The 19,669-nt window shown below is 54.0% G+C and carries 23 protein-coding genes; 21 read left to right on the top strand and 2 right to left on the bottom strand.

Annotated features, from left to right (window positions below; translation table 11 throughout):
• Positions 1-4: 4 nt before the first annotated feature.
• Positions 5-1,465 carry a L,D-transpeptidase family protein gene (locus ACLU9Q_RS18360; protein WP_412625802.1) on the bottom strand — a complete coding sequence of 487 codons (1,461 nt, stop codon included), beginning with the start codon at positions 1,463-1,465 and terminating at the stop codon, positions 5-7.
• Positions 1,466-1,755: 290 nt separating this feature from the next.
• Here ACLU9Q_RS18360 and udk point away from each other — a divergent pair, with 290 nt between their 5' ends.
• From udk to sdaAA, 4 genes are read left to right on the top strand one after another with little or no spacing between them, the layout of a single operon-like run.
• Positions 1,756-2,373 (top strand): uridine kinase, encoded by a 618-nt coding sequence (gene udk / locus ACLU9Q_RS18355; RefSeq protein WP_296833290.1) that lies wholly within the window; start codon positions 1,756-1,758, stop codon positions 2,371-2,373.
• 16 nt (positions 2,374-2,389) lie between these two features.
• Positions 2,390-3,274, top strand: coding sequence for an aldose 1-epimerase family protein (locus tag ACLU9Q_RS18350; protein ID WP_296833288.1), 885 nt, complete (start codon positions 2,390-2,392; stop codon positions 3,272-3,274).
• 21 nt (positions 3,275-3,295) lie between these two features.
• Positions 3,296-3,958: an L-serine ammonia-lyase, iron-sulfur-dependent subunit beta gene (sdaAB, locus tag ACLU9Q_RS18345; RefSeq protein ID WP_296833285.1), complete on the top strand. Its 663-nt coding sequence runs from the start codon at positions 3,296-3,298 to the stop codon at positions 3,956-3,958.
• The gene (gene sdaAA, locus ACLU9Q_RS18340) at positions 3,955-4,812 is read left to right on the top strand and encodes an L-serine ammonia-lyase, iron-sulfur-dependent, subunit alpha (protein ID WP_298513146.1); all 858 of its coding nucleotides are present in this window, start codon (positions 3,955-3,957) and stop codon (positions 4,810-4,812) included. Before sdaAB ends, sdaAA begins: the two co-directional genes overlap by 4 nt.
• On the opposite strand, the gene arcC is transcribed toward sdaAA, so the two are convergent.
• Entirely contained in the window at positions 4,809-5,741 is a 933-nt protein-coding gene (gene arcC, locus ACLU9Q_RS18335) for a carbamate kinase (protein WP_296841353.1), read from the bottom strand. The genes sdaAA and arcC overlap by 4 nt on opposite strands.
• A gap of 311 nt (positions 5,742-6,052) precedes the next feature.
• Here arcC and spoIIIAA point away from each other — a divergent pair, with 311 nt between their 5' ends.
• The 17 genes from spoIIIAA (at position 6,053) to ACLU9Q_RS18250 (ending at position 19,664) form a co-directional block, all read left to right on the top strand.
• Entirely contained in the window at positions 6,053-7,018 is a 966-nt protein-coding gene (gene spoIIIAA, locus ACLU9Q_RS18330; protein WP_296907294.1) for a stage III sporulation protein AA, read from the top strand.
• Complete coding sequence (locus ACLU9Q_RS18325) at positions 7,012-7,530, top strand: stage III sporulation protein AB (protein ID WP_296907291.1); 519 nt, start codon at positions 7,012-7,014, stop codon at positions 7,528-7,530. The genes spoIIIAA and ACLU9Q_RS18325 overlap by 7 nt, the downstream gene beginning before the upstream one ends.
• Before the next feature lie 12 nt (positions 7,531-7,542).
• On the top strand, positions 7,543-7,737 hold the full coding sequence (spoIIIAC, locus tag ACLU9Q_RS18320; RefSeq protein ID WP_296841285.1) for a stage III sporulation protein AC: 195 nt from the start codon (positions 7,543-7,545) through the stop codon (positions 7,735-7,737).
• A 20-nt stretch (positions 7,738-7,757) separates the two neighbouring features.
• The gene (locus ACLU9Q_RS18315) at positions 7,758-8,144 is read left to right on the top strand and encodes a SpoIIIAC/SpoIIIAD family protein (RefSeq protein WP_296841288.1); all 387 of its coding nucleotides are present in this window, start codon (positions 7,758-7,760) and stop codon (positions 8,142-8,144) included.
• Positions 8,141-9,280, top strand: a complete 1,140-nt coding sequence (locus ACLU9Q_RS18310; RefSeq protein ID WP_296841290.1) for a stage III sporulation protein AE — start codon at positions 8,141-8,143, stop codon at positions 9,278-9,280. The genes ACLU9Q_RS18315 and ACLU9Q_RS18310 overlap by 4 nt, the downstream gene beginning before the upstream one ends.
• A gap of 9 nt (positions 9,281-9,289) precedes the next feature.
• The gene (locus ACLU9Q_RS18305; protein ID WP_296841293.1) at positions 9,290-9,856 is read left to right on the top strand and encodes a stage III sporulation protein AF; all 567 of its coding nucleotides are present in this window, start codon (positions 9,290-9,292) and stop codon (positions 9,854-9,856) included.
• Positions 9,853-10,410: a stage III sporulation protein AG gene (locus ACLU9Q_RS18300; RefSeq protein WP_296907277.1), complete on the top strand. Its 558-nt coding sequence runs from the start codon at positions 9,853-9,855 to the stop codon at positions 10,408-10,410. Before ACLU9Q_RS18305 ends, ACLU9Q_RS18300 begins: the two co-directional genes overlap by 4 nt.
• Positions 10,411-10,424: 14 nt before the next feature.
• Entirely contained in the window at positions 10,425-11,006 is a 582-nt protein-coding gene (locus tag ACLU9Q_RS18295; protein WP_296907268.1) for a SpoIIIAH-like family protein, read from the top strand.
• Between the two features lie 141 nt (positions 11,007-11,147).
• Complete coding sequence (locus ACLU9Q_RS18290) at positions 11,148-12,734, top strand: peptide chain release factor 3 (protein WP_296907265.1); 1,587 nt, start codon at positions 11,148-11,150, stop codon at positions 12,732-12,734.
• A 120-nt stretch (positions 12,735-12,854) separates the two neighbouring features.
• On the top strand, positions 12,855-13,244 hold the full coding sequence (locus ACLU9Q_RS18285; protein WP_330592648.1) for an Asp23/Gls24 family envelope stress response protein: 390 nt from the start codon (positions 12,855-12,857) through the stop codon (positions 13,242-13,244).
• 124 nt (positions 13,245-13,368) lie between these two features.
• Positions 13,369-13,776 carry a transcription antitermination factor NusB gene (gene nusB, locus ACLU9Q_RS18280; RefSeq protein ID WP_296907257.1) on the top strand — a complete coding sequence of 136 codons (408 nt, stop codon included), beginning with the start codon at positions 13,369-13,371 and terminating at the stop codon, positions 13,774-13,776.
• On the top strand, positions 13,773-15,008 hold the full coding sequence (gene xseA / locus ACLU9Q_RS18275) for an exodeoxyribonuclease VII large subunit (protein WP_412625796.1): 1,236 nt from the start codon (positions 13,773-13,775) through the stop codon (positions 15,006-15,008). The genes nusB and xseA overlap by 4 nt, the downstream gene beginning before the upstream one ends.
• Complete coding sequence (gene xseB / locus ACLU9Q_RS18270) at positions 15,001-15,216, top strand: exodeoxyribonuclease VII small subunit (protein ID WP_296834678.1); 216 nt, start codon at positions 15,001-15,003, stop codon at positions 15,214-15,216. Before xseA ends, xseB begins: the two co-directional genes overlap by 8 nt.
• Entirely contained in the window at positions 15,206-16,093 is an 888-nt protein-coding gene (locus ACLU9Q_RS18265) for a polyprenyl synthetase family protein (protein ID WP_412625793.1), read from the top strand. Before xseB ends, ACLU9Q_RS18265 begins: the two co-directional genes overlap by 11 nt.
• Positions 16,094-16,104: 11 nt before the next feature.
• Positions 16,105-17,967: a 1-deoxy-D-xylulose-5-phosphate synthase gene (dxs, locus tag ACLU9Q_RS18260; protein ID WP_412625791.1), complete on the top strand. Its 1,863-nt coding sequence runs from the start codon at positions 16,105-16,107 to the stop codon at positions 17,965-17,967.
• Positions 17,968-17,985: 18 nt separating this feature from the next.
• Positions 17,986-18,807, top strand: coding sequence for a TlyA family RNA methyltransferase (locus ACLU9Q_RS18255; RefSeq protein ID WP_296834673.1), 822 nt, complete (start codon positions 17,986-17,988; stop codon positions 18,805-18,807).
• Entirely contained in the window at positions 18,804-19,664 is an 861-nt protein-coding gene (locus ACLU9Q_RS18250) for an NAD(+)/NADH kinase (RefSeq protein ID WP_296834670.1), read from the top strand. Before ACLU9Q_RS18255 ends, ACLU9Q_RS18250 begins: the two co-directional genes overlap by 4 nt.
• Positions 19,665-19,669 lie beyond the last annotated feature (5 nt).

Raw genomic sequence — 19,669 nt, 5'->3', positions numbered from 1 at the left:
ATTTCTAGCTATAAATCAGAATACAAACATTTTCTTCCATTTCGTTATAAATCGCAGCCGCTACATCGAGCGGAAGATTGATGCAGCCGTGGGAGCCGTTTGTCTGGTATACGGTTCCGCCGAAGCTGTACTGCCAGGTGGCGTCGTGCAGTCCCTGACCGTCATCGAACGGCATCCAGTACTGCACCTCAACGTCCCAGGTTTCGCCTGGGCCTCCGCCTTGTCCGACAAGATTTGCCGGGCTTTGCTTGTAGGGAATGGTAAATACTCCCTCGTGTGTGGCGCGCTCCTCTGTGGGCAGACCGGAGACGATCGGGCTTTCGACCACCAGACTGCCATACTTGTAGAACCAAAGATACTGATTGGTGAGATCCACTTCTACATAGGTGCCGTTCAGATCGTCCTTGCCGTTACGGTTGTAGCCCTCGTGATAGTAAATTGGTTCGCGCGTGGTGACGGTGTTGGCTTCAATATCAGCTATCAGCTGCGCTGCTTCCTGGTCGATATCTATTTCATAGCCGTAGCTGTTGTACTCGATGGTCATGGTGCCGCGGTTGGTGCTCTCAAAGGTGCGCGGCAGGCTGTAGGTGTCGTATTCCTCCGCCAGCGCGTACACATAATTGTACACCGCTTCCGTGTCGATCGGATCGTCCGGCTGATCCGGCAGAATCCAGTCGCGGATCGTATTCCAGTCGAGCACCTCCGTCACCTCGCCGAACGTATAGGTGATCTCGGCATTGCAGTATCGCTGGTAAAGCGCGATGGTGTCTGCAAGATCCGGATCGTCCTGGGTGATTGCGGGCACGTAGTAAATACTCTCCGGGATTTCCACGGTAACGGTAGTGTCTGCAGAGCCGTCGGAGAGCTGTTTGTTGATTGCTTCTTTTACAAGAGCCTGCAGGTCGCTGTCCGCGAAATCCGTTCCGTAGACCTCCGGCTGAATCACAAAGCTGCCGTCCTGCTCCACAAGCGTGGCGTCCGTCGTGGCAACGCGCGGCTTTGTGAGGCTGTCGGCGCAGACCGCAGAGGAAAATGCAGTCTCATCCACCGTAAAGGGGACGCGGGCTCCGTAACGGTCGCCGAAAAGAAGTCCGGGGTACACAAATGTGCTCTGCCGGTCGATCAGCTCTTCGACTGCACTGAGAAGCGCCTGCTCGTCCACTGCATAGCCGATCTCGTCGAACGGGATATTCAGAACCGTCTCCCCCTGCTCATCAATGCGGAGGGTAAGTTCGTTGTAGGGCTTCTTCAGATATTCCACGGCTTCCGCAGCGGTCATGCCGGATACGGAGTAGCCGTTCAGGGTCGTGTGGTGATAGAAACGACCATCCATCAGTTTTACATATAATAAATCAACGGCAGTAACCGCGGCGACCACCGCAGTGAAAATAAGCGCTTTTTTTCGGAAAGCACGCTTTTTTTCCTGTCGCTGCCGGTTTATACGTTTTCGTCTGTTGCGTCTCATAAAAATCTCCTTGTCATAATAAAAATATAGCCTGTTCTTATATCCTACACCGTTGCTATGAAAATGTCGACAGGAAACAGACATTTTTACAGTATTTTTACAAAAAAGTGTAGACGGCTGTGTAAAATCCCAAAGGGAGCGGAGTGGACGCTTGATAAACAGGGCAGTTTATGGTACGATTAGAGCAGAAAAAGGAGCGCAGATATCCATCTGCATGGGAGCATCAGTGCTCGATCGGGAGACTGAAAAGATAGTAGATCATATACGAAGCATAAAGGAGAGAAAAGACGATGGGAGATGTTTTGGTAATTGGGATCGCGGGTGGTTCCGGGAGCGGGAAAACGACGCTGACAAACCAGATCGCGGCGCAGCTGAAGGAGAGCGTGACAGTCATCAAGCATGATGACTACTACAAAGCGCACGACGAGATGACGTATGAGGAGCGCTGCAGGCTGAACTATGATCATCCGAACGCATTCGATACGGAGCTGATGATCGAGCACTTAAAGCTGCTGCGGCAGGGCAGATCGGTGGAGTGCCCGGTCTACGACTATACGGTGCACAACCGCAGCAAGGATACTGTGATCATCAATCCCGGACAGGTAATTATTGTCGAGGGAATTCTGATTTTTGAAAATAAGGCACTCTGCGAGCTGATGGATATCCGTATTTTTGTGGACACCGATGCCGACCTGCGTATCATCCGCAGGATCCAGCGGGACGTAATGGAGCGGGCCCGCAGCCTTGATTCCGTCATCAGCCAGTATCTGCACACGGTCAAGCCGATGCATGAGCAGTTTGTGGAGCCGAGCAAGAAAAACGCAAACATCATCGTGCCGGAGGGCGGGTACAATCAGGTCGCGATGGAAATGATCCGCAACCACATTTTAAATCATCTGGAGAAATAGGAAGGGAGAAAAAACGATGCAGACATACGTATTGGAAAATGAGCAGTTAAAGGTGACGATCCGCAGCAAAAGCGCGGAGCTGATTTCGATTATAAAAAAGGAAAACGGGGCAGAATATCTCTGGAACGGCGACAGCCGCTACTGGGGCTGGACATCCCCGGTGCTGTTTCCGTTTGTGGGCGGTCTGCGGGACAAAAAATATACGTATCAGGGTAACACCTACACGATGAACCAGCACGGCTTCGCCAGAAATCAGGAGTTCGACCTGCTTTCGCAGACGGAGGAGGAAATCTGGTTTGCATTCTCAGCGACGAGGGAGACGAAGGAAAATTATCCGTTCGACTTTTGCCTGAAAATTGGCTACCGTCTGGAGGGCAGTAAAATTTCGGTGCTCTGGAAGGTGGAAAATACAGATGAAAAGACACTGTATTTCTCTATCGGCGCACATCCGGCATTTATGTGCCCGCTAAACGGAGCGGGAGAGCAGACCGATTATTATATGGGCTTTGAAACCGATAAGGAGGAGCTCAGGTATCGTCTGATCGATCTGAGCTGTAATCTGATCGACCCGAAGGAGTATCCTATGACACTGGAGAACGGGCTGCACAAAATTGAGAAGGATCGATTCGACCTGGATGCGCTCGTGATCGAGCATCACCAGACCGGAAAAATGTGGCTGGCAGGACCGGACAAGAGGCCGTATGTGAGTGTGGAATTTGATGCGCCGCTCTTTGGCGTATGGTCCCCGGCGGGCAAAAACGCGCCGTTCATATGCATCGAGCCCTGGTATGGCAGAAGCGACAGCACCGAATTTTACGGAACACTGGAAGAACGGGAATATGGAAATACGGCAGAGCCGGGCGAAGTATTTGAGCGTTCCTATACGATTACCATCTGTTAAATAAAATGAGCGGGGATTTTGATGAAGGAGTACGGACTATTTGATATTATCGGACCGCGGATGATCGGACCGTCCAGCTCCCACACTGCCGGAGCCGCAAGGCTCGGGCGCGTGGCGTACCGTCTGTCCGGCGGCAGAGTGAAGCGGGCAAGGGTGACGCTGTACGGATCCTTTTCCGATACCGGCAGGGGACACGGCACGGATCGGGCGATCGTCGCCGGGCTTCTCGGAATGGAGCCGGATGACAGCCGGATACGAAATGCGCTTGTGCTGGCGCGGGAGCAGGGAAAGGATATTTCCCTGGAATTTTCCGGTCAGAGCATGAAGCACCCGAATACCGCCAGAATCATCGTTGAGGACGAAAACGGTCATGTGATCAATATGGTGGGAGCCTCCGTGGGCGGAGGGAATATTGAGATACAGGAAATTAATGGCATGGAGGTATCCTTTGGCTGCGAATATCCGACCATTCTGATCTTCCACCGGGATATGCCGGGCGTGATCAGCCAGGTGACAGGGATGCTGGCGCAGAAGGGAATCAATATTGCCTTTATGCGCTGCTTCCGAAGCTCCCGGCGGCAGAACGCCTGTATGGTGCTGGAGACGGATGAAGCGGTGGAAGAGGATATTTTAAAGAGCATAAAGAAAAATCTGACAGATATCATGGAGGTGTGCGCGCTTTGAGGTATGAATTTCATTCCGGCTCCCGGTTAGAGGAAATCAGCAGACAGGAAGGGCTTCCGATCAGTGAGATCATGCTGCGCTATGAGATGGAAAAAAGCGAGCGGACGCGGGAGAGTATCGTCGATGAGATGAAGCTGAATCTTTCCGTTATGCAGGAATCCATCCGGGAGGGGCTGCGGGAGGACAAAACGCAGCGCGGATTTTTTACCGGCGAGGATGCGGCGAAACTGATGAAATTTGCCGGACAGAGTAATATGGGAAAAAATCTGGCGGAGGTGACTGCCGCTGCGATGGCGGTCGTGGAGTGGAACGCTGCGATGGGAAAGATCGTGGCGGCTCCGACAGCCGGGGCGAGCGGGATCCTTCCGGCAGTGCTGATCATCTGCGGCGGTCAGAAGGGGTTTGATGAGGACGAAATCTGCCGCGGACTGTTTACGGCGGGAGCGATCGGACGCATCATCGCGCAGAACGCCAGCATTGCGGGAGCCTCCGGCGGCTGCCAGGCGGAGACCGGAAGCGCGGCGGCAATGGCGGCGGGAGCGCTTGCCGAGCTGTGCGGCGCAGACGCTGCTGCCGTGCTGCACGCGGCAGCGATGGCTCTGAAAAATGTGATGGGACTGGTCTGCGATCCGGTTGGCGGACTGGTGGAATGTCCCTGCGTAAAACGCAACGCGATCGGAGCGGTAAATGCGGTGCTCTCCTGCGATATGGCGCTTGCCGGCATCAGGAGCCTGATCCCTTTCGATGAAGTAGTCGGCGCGATGAGAAGCGTGGGAAACCAGATGCATCCCGATCTGAGAGAGACAGCGCGGGGCGGGCTTGCGGGCACGCCTACCGCGCAGAAGCTCATCTAGCAGGTGATATGCGTCCCTGTCTTTCCCTCGATCGCCTCAAGCGCATGCTCCAGGTTCGTGATGATCGCCTCGCGTCCCTCATGTCCGGAGACGAAGTCGACAGCAGCCTGGATCTTCGGCAGCATTGCCGTCTCGCCGAACTGTTTCTTTTCGATATGCTCCCGCGCCTCTGCCGCAATGATCGTTTCCAGAACAGTCGGCTGCGCGCTGTCGCGGTCGATTTCTACTTTTTCCTCATTGGTGAGGATCAGCAGCACATCTGCATTTGTCATTTCTGCCAGCTTTCCGGCCGCGTAATCCTTTTCAATAATCGCGCTGGCGCCTTTCAGCACATTTCCCTGTTCCATCACCGGCACGCCGCCGCCTCCGCAGGCGATAACAAACTGCCCTGCGTCCAGAAGTGCGTTGATGGCGTCGATCTCGATGATCGCCTGCGGCTTCGGCGCCGACACGATCCGGCGGTAGCGGTTTCCGCTTTCCTCAACTACATGATTTCCCTTGGCCTCTTCTTTTTCTGCCTCTTCCTTTGTAAGATAACGCCCGATCACCTTTACCGGATGATAAAATGCCTCGTCATACGGATCGACCAGCACCTGCGTGAGGATCGTGCTGACGGTCTTGAAAATGCCGCGTTTTACAAGCTCTGCACGGAGGGCATTCTGGATGTCGTAGCCGATGTAGCCCTGGCTCATGGCGGAGCAGACAGACATGGGCGCGCCGGTATAGTCGCTGTGAAAATGAGCAAATTCATTCATTGCGGTGTGGATCATGCCCACCTGCGGCGCGTTGCTGTGCGTGATGATAAGCTGGCAGCCCGCCTGCGCCATATCAGCAAGCACCTTTGCGGATTCTTTCACCGCGATCTGCTGCTCCGGGAAGGTGGTGCCGAGGGCACGGTGTCCAAGTGCGATAACAACTTTCTTCTTCATAATGCAAATACCTCTCTTTATTCTTAAATATAAAGCATATATCCCTATTCCGCTGCAGTTCATCCGTGCCATTCGCAAAGGCTCCTGAGTTAAATGCCCCGCAGCAGGCAGCAGCTGTAGAATTATGATACAACGCCTGTGGCAAAATTGCAAGCAATCCACAGGCATATTTTTTGGACAGACTCATATATTGAAGTATGGCAGCTGCTGGCACAGGCCGGGCGCTTACCGGTAAAGAAGAAGCAGTGTTGCTGTGAACGGAGAGAACAGTAACGAAGCAATGCCAACGGAAATATCACAGGAGTGTTGTTATGAGAAATATACAGGAATTTTTAAAAATTTTTTCACGGAATCTGCGCCGTGTTCTGGAGCGTCTGAACGTGGATTTTGAAAAGCTGCAGGAAATCCGGATGCGGGTGGAGCAGCCGCTGCTGGTCACCTGGGACGGGCGGGAATATTTTGTGCGTTCGACGGGTGAGATCACGGACAAAGAGGAGGAGGGCTACCTGGTGGAGCGCCGGGAGCTTCTGGAGACGGTGGAGTACATCGCACACTACTCGCTGTATGCCTTTGAGGACGAGATCCGCCAGGGCTTTCTCACCATTCAGGGCGGGCACCGCATCGGGATCGCCGGAAAAATCATCATGGAGGGAGAGAAGATCAAAAGCGTGAAGCATATTTCTTTTTTAAATATCCGCCTTTCCCATCAGAGAAAGGGATGCGCGGACAACATTCTGCCGTATCTGATTGAGCGGGACGAGGTATGCCACACATTGATCATTTCACCGCCGCGCTGCGGAAAGACGACGCTGCTGCGCGATCTGATCCGGCAGATATCAAATGGAACATCTTATTTTCCGGGCATTACCGTCGGGGTGGTGGATGAACGCTCGGAGATCGGCGGCGCTTACCTTGGTGTGCCGCAGAATGATCTTGGAATCCGCACGGATGTGCTGGATTGCTGCCCGAAGGCGGAGGGCATGATGATGCTGATCCGGGCGATGTCGCCGCGCATGATCGCGGTTGATGAGATCGGGGATTACCAGGATATCCGGGCGATCGAATCTGTGATACACTGCGGCTGCAAGCTGCTGGCAACCGTCCACGGAGATTCCATGGAGGACGTACAGCGAAAGCCGCTCTTACAGAAGCTTGTGCAGGAGCGGGTGTTCGAGCGCTATATTGTGCTACATAACCATCGAAAAATCGGACAGGTGAAAGAGATTTTCGACGACCGCGGAACGGATATTTATCACGGCGGGGGAGCGCTATGCTGAAAGCGGCGGGAATGATTTTCATTGTCATTGCAAGCAGCGCGCTTGGAGCCGGAATGAGCAGGGAATTGGCGGAGCGCGTGAAATGGCTTTCGGAGCTGGAGCGTCTGATGCAGGTGCTGAAGGGGGAGATTCAGTATGCGGCGACGCCGCTTCCGGAAATTTTTTCGGAATTGTCGAAAAGGACGGAAGGAAATCTGAGCGCTTTTTTTGCCGGGATAGCAGCGGCGATGGAGCAGCGAAGCGGCAGCAGCATGGGGGATATTTTTGAGGAACAGGCGCAAAGGCTCTCGCGGATATCCGGGCTGAACCACAGGGACATCCAGGAAGTGGCACGCTTTGGCAGGCGGCTGGGGTATTCTGACCGGGAAATGCAGGTGCAGGCGATACGGCTCTACCAGGAGGAGCTTGCGGCGGCGCGCGCCCAGGCGCAGGAGGATTACCGGCAGAAGGCGAAGATGTACCGGAGCCTGGGATTTTTGGGCGGCTGCTTCTGCGCGCTGCTGCTGGTATAAAAGGGGTGGCTCATGAGCGTAAACATTATTTTCAAAATTGCGGCGGTCGGAATTCTGGTGTCGGTCATCAGCCAGGTTTTAAAGCACGGGGGACGGGAGGACCAGGCATCCCTCGCTTCGCTGGCGGGACTGGTGCTTGTGCTGTTCTGGCTGCTTCCCTATATCTATGAACTGTTTGATACGATCAAAAGTCTGTTTGCGCTGTAGGCAGATAGGAGGACAAGGATATGGACATGCTGAAAATCGGGGTTCTCGGGATCGCGGGCGTTTTTCTGTCGCTCTTTGTGCGGGAGTGGAAGCCGCAGTTTTCCGCGCTCATCAGTATTGCGACCTGCACGCTGATTTTTTTCTGCGCAATTTCCAGGATCCAGGCGCTTGCCGGAGTGATCGCACAGCTTGTGCAGTATCTTACCGTGAAGGAAGCCTATCTGAAAATCCTGCTGAAAATCGTCGGAATTGCCTATATTGCCGATTTTGCCGCCAGCATTTGCCGGGATGCCGGTTATTCGGCGGTTGCCGGGCAGATCGAGCTGACCGGAAAAATATCGGTGCTGACCGTCAGCACGCCGATCGTGCTGGCGCTTTTAAATACTATCTCGGAGTACCTGCAATGAAGCGGGCATGGATAGTTGCCGTGATTTTTATATTTCTATTGCTTTCGGACGGCACGGCAGTGCAGGCAGAAGAGACGGAGGAGCTGATCGGCTCTTATCTGGACGAGCTGGATTTCGGGGAGCTGCAGGACAGCATCGACGAGATGTTCCCAACGTATGATTTTGATTTCCGCGAGAGCATTCTGAAGCTTTTAAAAGGCGAGCTTCCGCTGAGCAGGGAGACCTTGCAGGAATTACTAAAGGAAGCGGCGTTCGCTGAGCTTTCTAATCAGAAAAGCATGGTATTTCAGATTATGGTGCTGGCGATCGCCGCCGCTGTTTTTTCGAATTTTGTGAAGGTGTTCGAAAAAAATCAGATTTCTGACATCGCGTTTTATATGATCTATCTTTTGCTGTTTGTGATCTTAATGAAGGCATTTGGCGACCTCGGGCGCATGACAGAGACGCATCTGCGGCAGATGCTTCATTTTATGAAGCTGCTCCTTCCGACCTACCTGGTGGTAGCTTCGCTGGCGGCGGGTTCTCTGACGGCGATTGCATTTTATGAGCTGACGCTGGTTTTCATTGCGGCGGTACAGGTGCTGATGACATATGTCGTGCTGCCGGGCATTCGCTTTTACGTTCTGTTTCTGCTGCTGAACCACCTGGGAAAGGAGGAGCATTTTTCCAAGCTTGCAGAGCTTATTCATCTGGCGCTTTCCTGGCTTATGAAAACACTGCTGGCGTTTGTGGTCGGCATCCAGACCGTGCAGGCGCTGCTGCTTCCGGCAATTGACTCTTTAAAAAATTCCGTCTGGACGAAGGCGACCGGGGCGCTTCCGGTGCTTGGAAATACTTTGAACGCTGTCACGGAGACGGTTCTTGGAACAGCGGTGCTTCTGAAAAATGCAGTCGGGGTGGCGGGCCTTCTGGTGATCGTGCTGATCTGCCTTGCCCCGGTGGTGCGGCTTCTGGTGTGTACTTTTTTGTATAAGGCGGTCGGGGCGGCGGTGCAGCCAATTTCTGACCGGCGGATTACGGAGTGTATCAGCGGCGTTGGAGAGGGCGCGGCGCTGCTTTTAAAGACCATATCCGTCACAGGCGTGATTTTTTTGATCACACTGGCAATGGTGACGGCGTCAATTCGCGGCGTTTAGGAGGAAGTTATGGAGATTGTTTATCGCTGGGCAAGAAATTTTATTTGCTGTCTCTGTCTGCTGGAGTTGTTCTGTCACCTGGTGCGAAATGAGGATTATCGCCGGTATATCCGTTTCTTTGGCGGTCTGCTCGTGCTGATGCTGGTAATCTCGCCGCTTGCGGAAATATTTTCTTTGGGGGAGACCTTTGGGGAAGAACTGCGGCAGGCGTTCGCCGCAGAGGAGGCGCGCGAGCTTACCGTTTCGCAGGAGGCGCTTTCCGGGCTGCAGAACGAGAAAATTTCCGAGGCCTATGAAAAAGAATTGAAGCGGCAGATCGAGGAGATCGTGAAGGCATACGGGCAGCAGCCACTCTCGGTGACACTCCGGCTCGAGGAGCAGCAGGAGAGCGCGGCACTGCTTACCGGGGTTTCTGTTTTGCTTGCTTCTGCAAAAAGCGCTCCGGGCGATACAGAGGGCGCGCAGGCGGCGAAGGAGCGGCAGCAGGAGGAGATCGGGAAGCTGCGGACGGAGATTTCCGCAGTTTATGGAGTGGAGCGAGAGGCTGTTACGGTGTCGGTAAAGGAGCAGGGATGAATAAAAAATATCATTTGCTGGAAAAACTGAAAAATGTGCGGCGGGATCAATGGATCGTCCTTTTGCTTGCCGGTGTGCTGCTGATCGTCATTTCGCTGCCGGTGGAAAACGGCGCAGAGGAGGAGGCGCAGGCAGAGACCGAGGCGGAGGGCGGGACGCAGGAGTCGGTCTATGAGATGGAACGGCGTCTGGAGGACATTCTCTCAAAGCTTGACGGCGCCGGAAAGGTGAGTGTGATGATCCACTGGCAGGATTCGGGGGAAAAGATCGTGGAGAAGGATACCGCCTCCGTCAGCCGCACGACGCAGGAGGACGGCGACGGGACGGCGCGCAGCACGCTGGAGGAGGAAGCGCGCCCGGAAACGGTTTACGGAAAAAGCAGCGGCGGGAGCGAGACGCCTTACGTCACAAAGGAGCTGACCCCGCAGATCGCCGGAGTGCTGGTGCTCGCGCAGGGCGCGGACAGCGCGGTGGTGAAAAAGGACATAACTGACGCAGTGATGGCATTATTCGGGCTGGAGGCGCATAAAATCAAAGTAATGAAGATGAATTGAAAGGAGAGGATAAGGTGAAACAGATCATGAAAAAGAACCAGATCATCATAACGGCGCTTGCTATTATGATCGCGGTGGCGGGTTACTTAAACTACTCGGGGACGAAGCTGGAGGAAGCGGTGGTGCAGAGCGCGGTGTCGGAGGAGCAGGTGCTTATGGAGAACGGCGTCAGCACGGCGGACGCCACGTCGTCGGAGGTGACGGATACGCCGGGCGAGGCGGTTCTGACCAGCCTTACGGGTTCCGCAGTGGCGGCGGAGGCGAAGCTCACGCGGGAGCAGCTTCGCGCGCAGAATAAGGAGACGCTGCTGGAGGTTATTAATAACGAAAGCATCACCCAGGAGCAGAAGCAGAATGCGATCGACAGCATCACCTCGCTGACGGAGAATGCAGAGCGGGAAGCGGCGGCGGAGCTTCTGCTTGACGCCAAGGGCTTTGAGGGAAGCGTCGTGAGCATCACCGACGGCAGTGTCGATGTGGTCATTAATATGGCGGAGATCACCGACGCCCAGCGCGCGCAGATCGAGGATATCGTAAAACGGAAAACAGAGATCTCCGGCGAGAACATAGTCATCACCCCGGTGAGCGGGGAATAGGACGAAAGCCCATTGCAGGCCGTGCAGTGGGCTTTCCCTGTTCCTTTTTTTACAAGCCTCGTTGACAGCGATTCCGGCATCTGCTAATATGGATGGGTCAAGGGACAACTGAACGTTAAAACATATTTTGGAGGAATTACAGTGAGTAATATTACAGATGAGATAAAAAAGCGGCGCACATTTGCGATCATATCCCACCCGGACGCCGGAAAGACAACGCTGACGGAGAAGTTTCTGCTCTACGGCGGCGCGATCAATCTTGCCGGTTCGGTAAAGGGAAAGGCAACGGCGCGCCATGCCGTTTCCGACTGGATGGAAATAGAGAAGGAGAGAGGTATTTCCGTCACCTCTTCGGTGCTGCAGTTTAATTACGGCGGCTACTGCATCAATATTCTGGACACGCCGGGGCACCAGGACTTCTCGGAGGATACTTACCGCACGCTGATGGCGGCGGATTCTGCGGTGATGGTGATCGACGCTTCGAAGGGCGTGGAGGCGCAGACGAGAAAGTTGTTTAAGGTCTGTGTGATGCGTCATATTCCGATCTTTACCTTTATCAACAAGATGGACCGCGATGCGAACGATACGTTTGAATTGCTTGACGATATCGAAAAAGAGCTTGGCATTGCCACCTGCCCGATCAACTGGCCGATCGGTTCCGGGAAAAATTTTAAAGGCGTGTATGAGCGCGGCAGCAAAAAGGTGACGACGTTTTCCGATACACAAAAAGGTACGAAAGAGGGGGAAAGCCGCGAGATTCCGATCGATTCCCCGGAGCTGGAGGAGTTTGTCGGAGCGGAAAATATGGAGCAGCTTCTGGAGGAAATCGAGCTGCTGGACGGTGCCAGCGCGGAATTTGATCAGGAGCTCGTGAGTGCGGGAAAGCTCTCTCCGGTATTCTTTGGTTCGGCGCTCACCAACTTTGGCGTGGAAATTTTTCTGAAGCATTTCCTGCAGATGACGACCTCCCCGCTTCCGCGCAAGGCGGATATCGGGCTGATCGATCCGATGAAGGAGGAGTTTTCAGCGTTTGTCTTTAAGATCCAGGCGAACATGAACAAAGCGCACCGCGACCGTATTGCCTTTATGCGCATCTGCTCCGGGAAATTTGACGCCGGCATGGAGGTTTACCATGTGCAGGGCGACAAGAAGCAGCGCCTCTCACAGCCGCAGCAGATGATGGCGCAGGAGCGTCATGTGGTGGATGAGGCATATGCGGGGGATATTATCGGTGTATTTGATCCGGGTATCTATTCCATCGGCGATACCATCTGTATGCCGGGCAAAAAATTTGCCTACGAGGGCATTCCGACCTTCGCTCCGGAGCATTTTGCGCGCGTGCGCCAGGTCGATACCATGAAGCGCAAGCAGTTTGTTAAGGGTATTACGCAGATCGCGCAGGAGGGCGCCATCCAGATCTTTCAGGAATTTAACACCGGCATGGAGGAGATCATCGTCGGCGTAGTCGGCGTTCTGCAGTTCGAGGTGCTGAAATACCGTCTCGAAAACGAATACAATGTGGAAATCCGCATGGAGGATCTGCCTTACGAATACATCCGCTGGATCGAGAATGAGGATATCGACATGAACAAGCTGACCGGTACCTCCGACATGAAGAAGATCCAGGACCTCAAGGGCAGACCGCTGCTCATCTGGGTAAACTCCTGGAGCATCCGCATGACCGAAGAGCGCAACCCGGGGCTTGTGCTCGCGGAATTTGGACGATAACAAATCCTTAACAAATCCTGCCGGCAGGCTTTGCTTGAAGAAACAGTTTACAAACCTCCATATTTTTGGTATACTGAAAAGAGCAAATGACAGGATATGTCATTGAAGGAGGTAATCGTTATGGGAAAGGAAGAGCGTCAGAACAGCAATTATACCATTATGGATAATGAAGGAACAGGCAGAGTTCAGATTTCGAACGAAGTCATTACAATTATTGCAGGGCTGGCTGCCACCGAGACGAAGGGCGTGGCGAGCATGGCAGGAAATATCACAAACGAGATGGTGAGCAGGATGGGTATCAAGAGCCTTTCCAGAGGCGTGAAGGTCACGGTGGACAACGGCATCATCAATGTGGATCTCACCTTGAATCTTGACTACGGCTACAGCGTTCCGAAGACCTGTCAGAAGGTGCAGGAGAAGGTGAAGAGCGCTATAGAAAATATGACAGGGCTTACCGTGGAGAATATCAATATCCAGATTGCAAATGTAATGATGGAAAGCGGCAAATAAGCAAAAAGAAGAATGTGCCGGAGCAGCACATTCTTTTTTTCTATGAGTTGCCATGCATCCGAAAGGAGCTGCCGGTGGCAGGTCCTGTAGGTAATTTTACGAGACTTTACGACAGGAGATTTTTATGAGCAGGAGAGAGATTCGGGAGCATATTTTCAAATTGCTTTTTTTGAGGGAATTCTACCAGAAGGAAGAGATCAGCGAACAGGCGGAGCTTTACATGGATGAGGTGGAGGAAGCGGCTCCCACGGAGAAAGAGGCCGAATATATTATCGAAAAATTCCGCAAAATAGAAGAAAAGCTGCCGCAGCTCGACGAGCGCCTTGCGGCGGAATCACAGGGCTGGAAGCTTGGCAGGATGAATAAAGTGGATCTTGCGATCCTGCGCCTTGCAGCGTATGAGGTGCTGGAGGATGACGACATCCCGGTGGGTGTTGCGATCAACGAGGCGGTGGAGCTTGCGAAGAAATTCGGTGGGGATGATTCTCCGTCCTTTGTAAACGGCGTGCTTGGGAAAGTAGCGAAGGAATGAAAAACGTCTATTCGGTAGGACAGGTAAACCGATATATCAAAAATATGTTTCAGCAGGATTTTATGCTGAAACGGATTTACGTAAAAGGCGAGGTCTCCAACTGCAAATATCATACCTCCGGGCATATTTATTTTTCGCTGAAGGATGAGACGGGCAGCATGGTGTGCGTCATGTTTGCCGGCAGCCGCAGCGGGCTGTCGTTCCGGATGCAGGACGGGCAGAGTGTGATCGCGCTCGGCAGCATCAGCGTGTATGAGCGCGATGGAAAATACCAGCTCTACGCAGAAGAAATCATTCTGGACGGGGCCGGTCTTTTGTATGAAAAATTTGAGGCATTAAAGCGCGAGCTTGCGGAGATGGGCATGTTTGCGCCGGAGTATAAGCGTCCGATTCCGGCATTTTCCAGAAAAATCGGAATCGTGACGGCGCCGACCGGGGCAGCGATCCGCGATATCCAGAACATTGCTCACCGGCGGAATCCGGGAGTGCAGCTTATTTTGTACCCGGCTCTGGTGCAGGGAAAGGATGCCGCGCCAAGTATTATCAGGGGCATCGAGACGCTGGATGCCTGCGGCGTCGACGTGATCATTGTCGGCAGGGGCGGCGGCTCCATTGAAGATCTCTGGGCATTTAACGAGGAAAGCGTGGCATATGCCATTTTCCGCTGCAGTACGCCGGTGATCTCCGCGGTGGGACATGAGACAGATTTTACGATCGCAGACTACGTGGCGGATCTGCGCGCGCCGACGCCCTCGGCGGCTGCGGAGCTGGCGGTGGCGGATGTCAGCGGGATCCTGGCGCAGATGGAGCAGTATCAGCAGCAGCTTGCGCGCCGCATGACGGACCGGCTGCTGGATAAGCGGACGCGGCTTTCAGAGATCTCCGGAAAGCTTCAGTTTTTAAGCCCGCAGAACCAGATACGCGAGCAACGCCAGCTTTTGATAGAAAAAGAAGAAAAACTGCAGTACCGGATGACGAATGTGCTGGAAAGCAAGCGGCATCAGATGCTGATTTATATAGAGCGCTTCCGGGGGCTGTCGCCGCTGGATAAATTAAAACAGGGCTACGCCTATGTGGCGGATGCGCAGGGAAAGACGGTCACGAGCACGAAGCAGGTGAAGCCGGAGGATATGCTGACGCTCTATGTGGCGGACGGCTGCATCCACGCGCGTGTGGCGGATACGGAAAGCGAAGGAAACGAAGCGCGGCAGGAGGAGAGGACAGATGGCTGAGGAAAAGCAGGAAATGACGCTGGAGGAAGCCTTTGAGAAGCTGGACGGGATACTGGCGGCGCTGGAGAGCCGCGATATCACGCTGGAGGAATCCTTTCAGAACTATCAGCGAGGGATGGAGCTGCTGAAAAAGTGCAACGAAAAGATCGATCTTGTAGAAAAAAAGATGCAGCTCATAAATGAAGAGGGTGAATTAAGTGACTTTTAGCGAAGAACTTTCAAGACGCAGTGAAGCGGTGCAGAAGATAATTTACACATACCTTCCGGCGGAGGAGGGCTTTCAGAAAACCCTTCTGGAAGCGATGAATTACAGCATGACGGCAGGAGGAAAAAGGCTCCGTCCGCTTCTGATGCAGGAAACCTACCGGCTGTTCGGCGGAAACGGGAAAGCGGTCGAACCGTTTATGGCTGCGATGGAGATGATTCACACGCACTCCCTCGTGCATGACGACCTTCCGGCAATGGACAACGACGAGTATCGTCGCGGAAAGAAAACCACGCACATCGTTTACGGCGAGGCGATGGCGATCCTTGCCGGGGACGGGCTTTTAAATTATGCCTATGAGACGGCGTGCCGCGCGTTTGTACTGGAGCCGGAAAATCCGCATATCGGCGAGGCGATGGCAATTCTTGCCGGAAAAACAGGGATTTACGGAATGCTCGGCGGACAGGCGGTGGACGTGCAGGCGGTCGGTGAGCCGCTCTCCAGGGAAAAGCTTGACTTTATCTACCGTTTAAAGACGGGCGCGCTGATCGAGGGGGCCATGATGATCGGAGCGATCCTTGCAGGAGCGTCAAAAGAAGAGATAGAGACGATTGCGCGGGTGGCGGCGGACGTCGGGCTCGCGTTCCAGATCCAGGACGATATTCTGGATGTGATCAGTACAAACCAGGAGCTTGGAAAGCCGACCGGCAGCGATGAGCGCAACCACAAAACGACGTATATCACCGTGCAGGGGCTTGAAAAAGCAAAGACGGACGTTGCCGCGATCTCAGAGCGCGCGATTCGCACGCTTGCGTCTCTGCCGCAGAAAAATGATTTTTTGGAGGAACTGATCGGGGCGCTTGTTACCCGCAGGAACTGACAGGAGAAAACATGATTCTGGATAAAATTCAAAAGGAAAATGATATCAAGGAACTAAAGCGCGAGGAGCTGCCGCAGCTTGCGGACGAGATACGCACTTTCCTGATTGAAAAGATCAGTGAAAACGGCGGACACCTCGGCTCGAATCTGGGTGTGGTGGAGCTGACGATGGCGCTTCATTTAAGCTTTACGCTTCCGCAGGATAAGATCATCTGGGACGTCGGGCATCAGTCCTACACGCACAAGCTGCTCACCGGGCGCAGGGAGGGCTTTGAGACGCTGCGCAAATACGGCGGAATGAGCGGCTTCCCGAAGCGCAAGGAGAGCGCCTGCGACGCTTTTGATACCGGGCACAGCTCGACCTCGATCTCTGCCGGTATGGGCTATGCGATGGCGCGCGACCTGCGCGGGGAGGATCACTATGTTGTCTCGGTGATCGGCGACGGCGCGCTCACCGGCGGTATGGCGTGGGAGGCGATGAACAACGCGTCGCGCCTTGACACCAATTTTATCATTGTTCTGAACGATAATAATATGTCGATCTCTGAGAATGTCGGTGGAATTTCGACATATTTAAATTCGGTCCGCACAAAGGAGGGCTATATCAATCTGAAGGCGGGGGTGGAGAATGCGCTCTCACAGATTCCGGTGTACGGCGATGAGATCATAAAAAGGGTGCGCCGCACAAAAAATGGTCTGAAGCAGTTTGTGGTACAGGGAATGCTTTTTGAGGAGATGGGGCTGACGTACTTAGGCCCGGTGGACGGGCACAACATCGAGCTGCTTACAAAGACCTTCCGGGAGGCAAAAAAGGTGAAGGGCGCGGTTATTGTGCATGTCTGTACGCAGAAAGGGCAGGGTTATGAGCCTGCGATGCGCCATCCGGCGCGGTTCCACGGGGCGGAGCCGTTTGTGATCGAGACGGGACTTCCGAAGAAGAAGCGTGTGAAGGCAAATTATACGGACATTTTTTCCACAGTAATGTGCAAGATGGGCAACCGGGAGCCGGACGTGGTGGCGATCACAGCGGCAATGCCGGACGGTACCGGATTAAAGCGTTTCCGCAATATGTTTCCGGAACGCTTTTTCGACGTGGGAATTGCGGAGCAGCACGCAGTTACCTTTGCGGCTGGTCTGGCGGCTGCCGGATTGAAGCCGGTGGTTGCGGTATATTCGTCATTTTTGCAGCGCGCCTATGACCAAGTGCTGCATGACGTCTGTATCCAGAATCTGCACGTTGTGTTTGCGATCGACCGCGCCGGTCTGGTGGGAAGCGACGGGGAGACGCACCAGGGCATATTTGACCTCTCATATCTGTCATCTATTCCGAATATGTGTGTGATGGCGCCGAAGAATAAATGGGAGCTGTCCGATATGATGAAATTTGCGGTCGCTTACGGCGGACCGATCGCCGTGCGTTATCCGCGCGGGGAAGCCTACGACGGGCTGGAGCGGTTTCGTGCGCCAATGGAATACGGGAAAAGCGAGGTCATCTACGATGAATCTGAGATCGCGCTGCTGGCTGTCGGAAGTATGGTAAAGACGGCGGTGGAGGTGCGTGAAAAGCTGCGCGTCATGGGCTACGGCTGTACGCTTGTAAACGCCCGGTTTGTGAAGCCGCTCGATGAGAAAATGATACGTACTCTTCAGGCGGAGCATAAGCTTCTGGTGACGATGGAAGAAAATGTCAGGAGCGGCGGCTTTGGCGAGGCTGTTCTTGATTATTTAAACGAGATCGGCGGTAAGGTGAGAAGCATCAACATTTCGCTGCCGGACGATTATGTGGAACATGGCAATGTGGAGATCTTAAAGGCAGATGCGGGCATCGACGCCGATTCGATCGTGAAACGCATTGTGGCAGAATACATTGGATGATACCAGGGGACAAAAAAGATGAAAGAAAGACTGGATGTGCTTGTAGTGCAAAAAGGGCTTGCGCCCTCCAGGGAGAAGGCGAAGGCGCTGATCATGGCAGGCTGCGTGCTGGTGGACGGAGAGCGCGAGGACAAGGCGGGAACGATGTTCGCAGACACTGTGGAGATCACTCTAAAGGGCAGCACACTGAAATATGTGAGCCGCGGCGGGCTGAAGCTGGAGAAGGCAATGGAAAAATTTTCCGTCACGCCGGCGGATAAGGTCTGTATGGATATCGGCGCTTCCACTGGCGGTTTTACCGACTGTATGCTGCAAAACGGCGCCCGGAAGGTGTACGCGGTGGACGTAGGGTACGGGCAGCTCGACTGGAAGCTGCGGCAGGATCCGCGCGTGGTCTGCATGGAAAAGACGAATATCCGCTACGTTACGCCGGAGGATATCGGGGAACCGGTGGCGTTTGCGTCCATCGATGTGTCGTTTATTTCACTGACGAAGGTGCTGATCCCGGCGAGAGAGCTGCTGACGGACGACGGAGAAATCGTCTGTCTGATCAAGCCGCAGTTTGAGGCAGGCAGGGAAAAGGTCGGAAAAAAAGGCGTTGTGCGCGATCCGAAGGTACACGTGGAAGTGATCGAAAAGGTGATCGCTTTTGCGCGGGAAAACGGATTTGCGCCGCTGGAACTGGAATTTTCGCCGGTGAAGGGACCGGAAGGCAATATCGAATACCTGCTTCATCTGAAAAAGGGGCTGCCGCAGACGGACGGGGAGCTGCCGTTCTCTATCGGTGATGTAGTAAAGAGAGCGCACGATACGCTCGATAAAACGGGGAAAGAGGCATGAAGAAGTTTTTTATCATTGCAAACAGGATTAAAGACCCCGATCTTATGATAGCCGGAAAGATCAAGGATAAGATAGAGCAGCTTGGCGGAGAATGTGTGATACAGCATCTGGCGCACGCGGACGGGGAGGGCGGCTATAAATATACCGATCCGGCGCAGGTGCCGGGCGATGTGGACTGCGTGCTGGTGCTCGGCGGCGACGGCACGGTGCTGCAGGCTTCGCGTGATTTGGTGAAACGGAATATCCCGCTGTTTGGAATTAACCTTGGAACGCTCGGCTATCTCGCAGAGATCGGCAAAGAGGATGTGGAGCAGGCGCTTGGGAAGCTGACGGCGGACGAATATCTGCTGGAGAAACGCATGATGCTGGAGGGAAATGTGTTTCGCTCCGGAAAGCAGGCAATTTCCGACGTGGCGCTGAACGACATCGTCATTTCGAGGAGCGGAAAGCTGCGCGTGATGGATTATCATATTTTTGTCAACGGCAGATTTTTAAATTCCTACAGCGCGGACGGCATTATTATTTCCACGCCGACCGGTTCAACGGGCTACAACCTCTCAGCGGGCGGTCCGATCGTTTCGCCGTCGGCGTCCATGATCCTGATCACACCGATCGCGCCGCACACGCTGACGGCCAGAAGCGTGATCCTGCCGGACGACGTGACGGTGAAGATCGAGATCGGCGAGCGGGCGGGGAATGACGAGAGCGCCGAGGCGACCTTTGACGGGGACGCCAGTGTGGAGATGAAGTGCAGAGATTATATTGAGATCAGAAAGTCTGACCGGACGGTTCAGTTTGTGAAGATCGACCAGGTAAGCTTTCTGGAGATTCTGCGGAGAAAAATGAGCGGGGCTTAATTTCG

It is taken from the genome of Marvinbryantia sp., from assembly GCF_047017445.1.
GTDB lineage: Bacteria > Bacillota > Clostridia > Lachnospirales > Lachnospiraceae > Marvinbryantia.
This window is presented reverse-complemented; position numbering and strand designations above follow the sequence as displayed.